We start from the raw sequence: 5,814 nt of genomic DNA, 5'->3' as shown, positions 1-5,814 counted from the left end.
GAGGCCTACATGTCGCTGGAGTCAGGCGGCGCGGAGCTGGCCTCCTATGCTTCGGCGGCCATGGCGCTGGCGCTGCTGCCCATCCTGAGAGGCTACGACCGCATGTCGGAGCGGGTGGCCCGCAGACGCCTGATCACCATCATCACGCTGATCTTCGTCTCCAACCTGGGCATCTTCTATTACCTGGCCCTGATCGAGATGAACCACCTGGGCATCGTCTTCTTCGTCTGGGTGGGCATTTTCAACTACATGGTGGTGGCCCAGTTCTGGGGATTCGCCAACGACATCTACCTGCCGGCCCAGGGCGAGCGGCTCTTTCCCCTCATCATGATCGGACAGAATACCGGCGCCATTCTCGGTCCCAAACTGGCCGGATGGTCCATCCAATGGACGGGCGACACCAACTTCATGCTGCTGGTGGCGGGAGGCCTTTTGGGAGCGGCGCTGGGGCTGACCGTCTGGGTCGATTTGCGGGTACGCCGGGAGGCGGCTCTGGCACAGGCCTCCCAGCCAGCCCAAGAAGAGGGGGACGGGCAATTGAGGGCCCAAGAAGAAAAGGCCCAGCGCCCCCTCGAGGCCGCGGCCGGCTTTCGCCTCATCTGGGAGCATCGCTACCTCTTCTTCATGGCCCTGCTCATCCTGGTGCTCAATCTGGTCAACACCACCGGCGAGTACATCATGCGCAGCGTCGTCTATTCCGAAGCCGCGGCAGCCAACCAGTCGCGCAACGTCTTTGCGGGACTCTTCTATGCCGACTTCTTCTTCTGGGTCAACGTGGTGGCCTCCATCATCCAGGTCTTCCTGGTGTCGCGCATCTTCAAACACCTGGGGGTGCGCAAGTCGGTCTACATCCTTCCCTTCATCGCACTCATCGCCTACGGCAGCATTGCACTGGTTCCCGTGTTGGCCGTCATCATGGTGGTCAAGATCGCCGAGAACGCCACCGACTACTCCCTCATGAACACCCTGCGGGCCGCCCTCTACCTGCCCACCAGCCGGGAGATGAAGTACAAGGCCAAGATGGCCATCGACACCTTTTTCGTGCGGGCCGGAGACGTTATCTCAGCCGGCTTCGTGGCCCTGGGCGCCGAAGTCCTCAACTTGGGGCCGCAAGGATTCTCGGTGATGGTCTTCTGCGTGGTGCTGGTCTGGTTGTGGCTGGTCCGCCAACTCACCCGCGAGCACAAGAAGATATCGAGCGACTAAAGGGCGCTGTCGAGCCGCTCGCCCTCCATGGCCTTGCTTGCCCTCCATAGCCTCTGGCGAAGGAGGGGCGAAGGAGGGCCGCACCCGCTCGCTTACCGAAACCACGACTTTTTTGGCACCCGACGTGCTTCCTACTACCTCCGTCTGAAATACAACCCTGAGTTTCAGCCCAAAAAGGGTTCTCCGGCGGCTCTTCACGGCCTCTGGGGACGGGAAATCGAAGGCAGTTTTCGAAGCAGCGTCAAAAAATTGACACTTGCGAATTGGAGCACTTTCATGAACAGCACAGCCAAAGCCACTAATTCCTGGAACGGGAAAGCCCAGCCCCAGTCTAGGGTCATCGAGGCGGCTCCCAAACTGCGCCTGGTCCGCAACGAAGTCCTGCCGCTGACGGAAGAAGCGCTGCGTCCTCAGCAGCCTTCTCATCAGGGCGACCCTCTGGAGCGTCCGGTGCGCGATTTTTGCGGAATCTGCGGCAACAAGATCGAAGGCCGCATCATCAGCGAGCAGCGGGCCAGCGGATGCAACCTGAAGCCTCAGGTCTGGCATTATCACGAAGTTTGCTACAAGCAGTTGGAGCGCATGCGGCGCCACGACAACAACTGCTGGGCTGAGTCCAAGCCCACCAATCCCGAGACTCGTTACGGTGCGGTGGACGCCGCCGCCTCTTACGGCGAAAACCCGTCGTATTCGCTCTTCAGCTAGTCAGCATCATCTCGATTCGTCTCTCCTCCCCTGAACGGGCGCAAGAGCTGGCAGTTCTTGCGCCCTTTTTTCCATTCCCGCTACCGCCGCTTGATTGGGCGCCCCGGCCGGGCCCGATAAAGTCCCCTCGCCCGCGGGCCGATAAGCCTGGGTAAGGGCGGGCCGCGGCTCGCCTCATGGAGCTTTCCAGCGGGCGGTAACTTATGCTGCAAGAAATCAAGCGTTTCATCGAAGGGCTGGAGGAGCTTCCCACGGTTTCGCCGGTGGTTTTGAAGCTGATTTCGGTGGCCTCCGACCCGGATGCCGGATTGCGGGAGGTTGCCAGGATTCTGCAAGCCGACCAGTCTTTGGCCTCCAAGATCCTGCGCCTTGCCAATTCGCCCGCTTTCGGCTTTTCAGGACGGATCGCCAGCATTGACCGGGCCACTGCCCTGCTGGGGCTCGATCTGGTGCGCAGCGCCGCTCTCTCGGTCATCGTCGTGGATCTCTTCCGCGATGAAAAAGACAGCGAAATGCCCTTGTGCGAGTTCTGGCGCCACAGCATGACCTGCGCGCTGGCCAGCGAAGCTCTTGCCGACCGGCTGGGACACAAGAATGCCAAAGAAGCATTCCTGGCCGGACTGCTCCACGACATCGGAAAACTGGTGCTCTTGAAGTGGGACCGTCAAAAGTATGACGCTGTCCTCAAGGAAGCTCGCGACCGCGAGGAGCCGTTGCTGGCGGTTGAGGAGCGCATATTGGGCGCGGGACACACCTGGGTGGCCAAGACGCTGATGGAGCACTGGCACTTCCCCGACTCCATCCGCAATGCGGCCTGGCTGCACCATCAGCCGCCCAGCCACTTCGGAGACCGTCCTCATCAGCACACGGCCTTCATCGTGGGTTGCGCCGACAGCCTCTGCCACCACTTCCGCTTCGGAGCCAGCGGCAACGCCGTGACGCTCTTCGACCTGGACGTCTTGAGCGCGCGCTCGGGACTGCCGGTGGCCGACCTGGTCGACATTTCCTCCCGCATCCTGCGCGACTACGACGACGTGGCGGCCCAATTCGACTGGCAGGGCGGCGACAGCGCCGAGCTTTACATGGGGACGGTGACGAGGGCCAACCGCGAACTGACGCGCATTCACCTCGACCTGCAAAGCCGCAACGCAGAACTGATGCGCCGCCAGCGCATCATGGAGTCGATCCGAGTCCTGCAGGAAACCGTCAACCCTCCCTCTTCTTGCGCCTCGGGTCTGAAGGTGGCCGTCGAGTTGCTCAGCCGGGTGCTGAAGACGCGCCGGCTGGTAGCGGTGGCGCCGCAGCCCGCTCACAAGGGATTCGAAGGCTGGTTGCTGGTGCACGGCTCATCATCGCCTCAGCGCATCGAGTTTTCCCTCACCACCGATGCCGGAGACGACCTGACCCGACTTCCCCAGCGCCAGCAGGTGGCTCTGATCATCCGCAGCCTGGAGGCCGCGGGAGAGGACCTGGAAGCTCCTCACGAAGTGCGGGGAGCGCTGCGCTCGCCTGATCTGCTGGTGGTTCCTCTCACCTCGGGACGACGCATCCTGGGACAGATTTTCGCCGATCTCGACCTGCAGTCGCAGGAGGAGAAGCGGGGCGAGGCGGCCGAAATGCTGCAACAATTCGCCCGCAGCCTGGCCATCTGCCTGGAACGGATCATGCTCTTCGACGAGCTGGACCGCCAAAACGAGCTGCTGGCACGCATGTCGCGCCAGCAGGAAAGCGTCCGCAGCAAGCTCTCCCAGAGCGAGCGGCTGGCCTCGGTGGGGCGCCTGGCGGCGGGAGCCGCTCACGAAATCAACAACCCCCTCACCATCATCTCGGCTCAATCCCAGTTGCTCCTCTCCAGCGCTTCCTCGCGCAAACAGCGGGATGCCCTGAGCAACGTCCTGCAGCAGTCCGAGCGCATCGCCAAAATCGTCCGCGACCTGATGGGACTGGCCCGTCCTGCCAAGCCGCAGGCCCAGCCCGTAGATGTCAAAAAGGTGCTGGAGCAAAGCCTGGGATCGCTTCAGGACCGCCTGGAGCAAAATGACGTCGCGCTGGAAACCGATTTTCAGCCGGTCCGGCCCCTGCAAGCCGACCCCCGCCAGTTGGAGCAAGTCTTCATCAACCTGGCCGTCAACGCGGTACAGGCCATGCAGGGGGGCGGACGCTTGACGGTGCGGCTCAAGCCCGACGCGCAGCGCCAGGGCGTGCTGATCGACTTCAGCGACACCGGGCACGGCATTGCCGACGATCATCTCAAGTCCATCTTCGACCCCTTCTTCAGCACCAAGAAGGAAGGCCAGGGAGTCGGCCTGGGACTGGCCATCTGTCATTCCATCGTGCAGGCCCATTCGGGCGAAGTGCGCGTGTCCAGCCGGCTGGGCGAAGGAACCACCTTCACCATCAGACTGCCCCAACGGGGAGTGGCGGGATCGCCTCCCTCACCTCCCAGATCTTCTCAGGTCCCGCGCCTGCGCCCGGTGCCGTCAGGATGCCAGCGCGTGCTGATCGTCGACCGCGAGGCGGCGCTGAGCCGCATATTGGCCGAGACCCTCAGTCCTCACGGGTTCAAGGTCGATACCGCCGACGACTCAGACCAAGCCCGCCAGATGGCCGCCGAGACCGACTATTCGGCGGCGGTCGTCGACATGCGCTTGAACGGCGCCTGCGAAAGCAAGCTGGTGAAGCACTTGAACAAGACTCGTCCCAAGATCAAGATCATCGCCACCAGCGGAAGCACCGACAAGAACGAGTTCGCCGCCGTCAAGGACCTGGCGGCGCTGTGCCTGCGCAAACCTTTCCATCCCCAACGTTTGCTGGAAGCTCTCCACCAGGCCCTGCAACCCGGACGAACGGCGGCGCCGCCTTTCCGCGAACGCTCGGCCTCGGCCTGAGCGACGCGCTATAATGTGGCCATCGTGAGATTCCGCTTCTTGCTCCTGTGGCTGGCGTTCTTGCCTTCGATCCTGGCTCAAAGCGCCCAGGACTACGCCCAGCAGGCCCGCCAGATGAAGAGCGACGGCGAGCCGGTGGCGGCGCTGCAGGTGCTGGAAGAAGGGCTGTCCCAGCATCCCCGCGACCTCGCCCTGCTGGAACAATACGGCGTGCTGTTGCTCGACCTGGGGCAATCCGGCAGCGCTGCCGCCGTCTTTCGGCGCGCCCTCGAACAGCGTCCCGGGGAGGCCCGCTACCGGCGTCATCTGGCTCATGCCCTGCTTATGCAGGGTGATCTCGAGGGAGCCCGAGAACTGCTGCAGGACGTGATCGCCCAAGGCGGCGCCTCGGCTTCGGCTCACCGCAACCTGGCCTATTCCCTGCTCATGCAGGGCCGCCAGAAAGAGGCCCTTGAACACATTCGCCTGGCCGTTGAAAAAGAGCCGTCCAACACCGGCTACCGGCGCTTCTACGCCCAGATACTCGATCACAACGAGCAGCGCGAAGCCAGTTTGCGCCAGCTCAAGATCGCCTTCCGGCTGGCGCCCAAGGACGCCAGTTTGCTCCATCACCTGTCCTCGCGGCTGGCCAAGCGGGGACGCTATGGAGGCGCTCTCGAGTTCATCGAAATGGCCATAGAGGCCGACGGCGAGAATCCCCTCTACCACCGCGACGCGGCCCTGCTTTACGATCGCCTGGGCCAGACCGAAAGCGCCATACGCCACGCCAACCTGGAACGCCGTCTGGAAGCCGCCTTCGAGGACTACCTGAGGGCCCTGCACATCGCTTCTCAGGGACGCGAGGGCGAGGCCATCGCCTTTTTGGAAGAATCCTTGCCGGAGGTTCCGGAGTTCCTCTCGGGACGGCTCTACCTGGCCGGCCTCTACCAGAAGAGAGGACGAAAAGAGAAGGCTTTGCAGCTTTACCAGCAAGTGCTGCAAGCGGATCCGGCCGAGCCGGTGGCCCGTGAGCAAA

4 protein-coding genes are annotated in these 5,814 nt (G+C 63.0%); all 4 read left to right on the top strand.

Annotation, left to right across the window (positions count from 1 at the left end; translation table 11 throughout):
• Window positions 1-1,206: Npt1/Npt2 family nucleotide transporter (locus tag VLU25_19030; GenBank protein ID HSR70030.1), on the top strand; the 1,206-nt coding region annotated here is incomplete at its 5' end.
• A gap of 276 nt (window positions 1,207-1,482) precedes the next feature.
• Window positions 1,483-1,911 (top strand): hypothetical protein, encoded by a 429-nt coding sequence (locus VLU25_19025; GenBank protein HSR70029.1) that lies wholly within the window; start codon window positions 1,483-1,485, stop codon window positions 1,909-1,911.
• 203 nt (window positions 1,912-2,114) lie between these two features.
• Complete coding sequence (locus VLU25_19020; protein HSR70028.1) at window positions 2,115-4,799, top strand: HDOD domain-containing protein; 2,685 nt, start codon at window positions 2,115-2,117, stop codon at window positions 4,797-4,799.
• A 24-nt stretch (window positions 4,800-4,823) separates the two neighbouring features.
• The coding region (locus VLU25_19015) for a tetratricopeptide repeat protein (GenBank protein ID HSR70027.1) at window positions 4,824-5,814 on the top strand (991 nt) is incomplete at its 3' end.

The organism is Acidobacteriota bacterium (assembly GCA_035471785.1).
Lineage (GTDB): Bacteria > Acidobacteriota > UBA6911 > RPQK01 > DATIPO01 > JANQFM01.
This window is presented reverse-complemented; position numbering and strand designations above follow the sequence as displayed.

Bases quoted from the DNA above. Each gene is read 5' to 3' on its own strand.
- VLU25_19025 (HSR70029.1), top strand. From the start codon at position 1,483: ATGAACAGCACAGCCAAAGCCACTAATTCCTGGAACGGGAAAGCCCAG.
- VLU25_19020 (HSR70028.1), top strand. From the start codon at position 2,115: ATGCTGCAAGAAATCAAGCGTTTCATCGAAGGGCTGGAGGAGCTTCCC.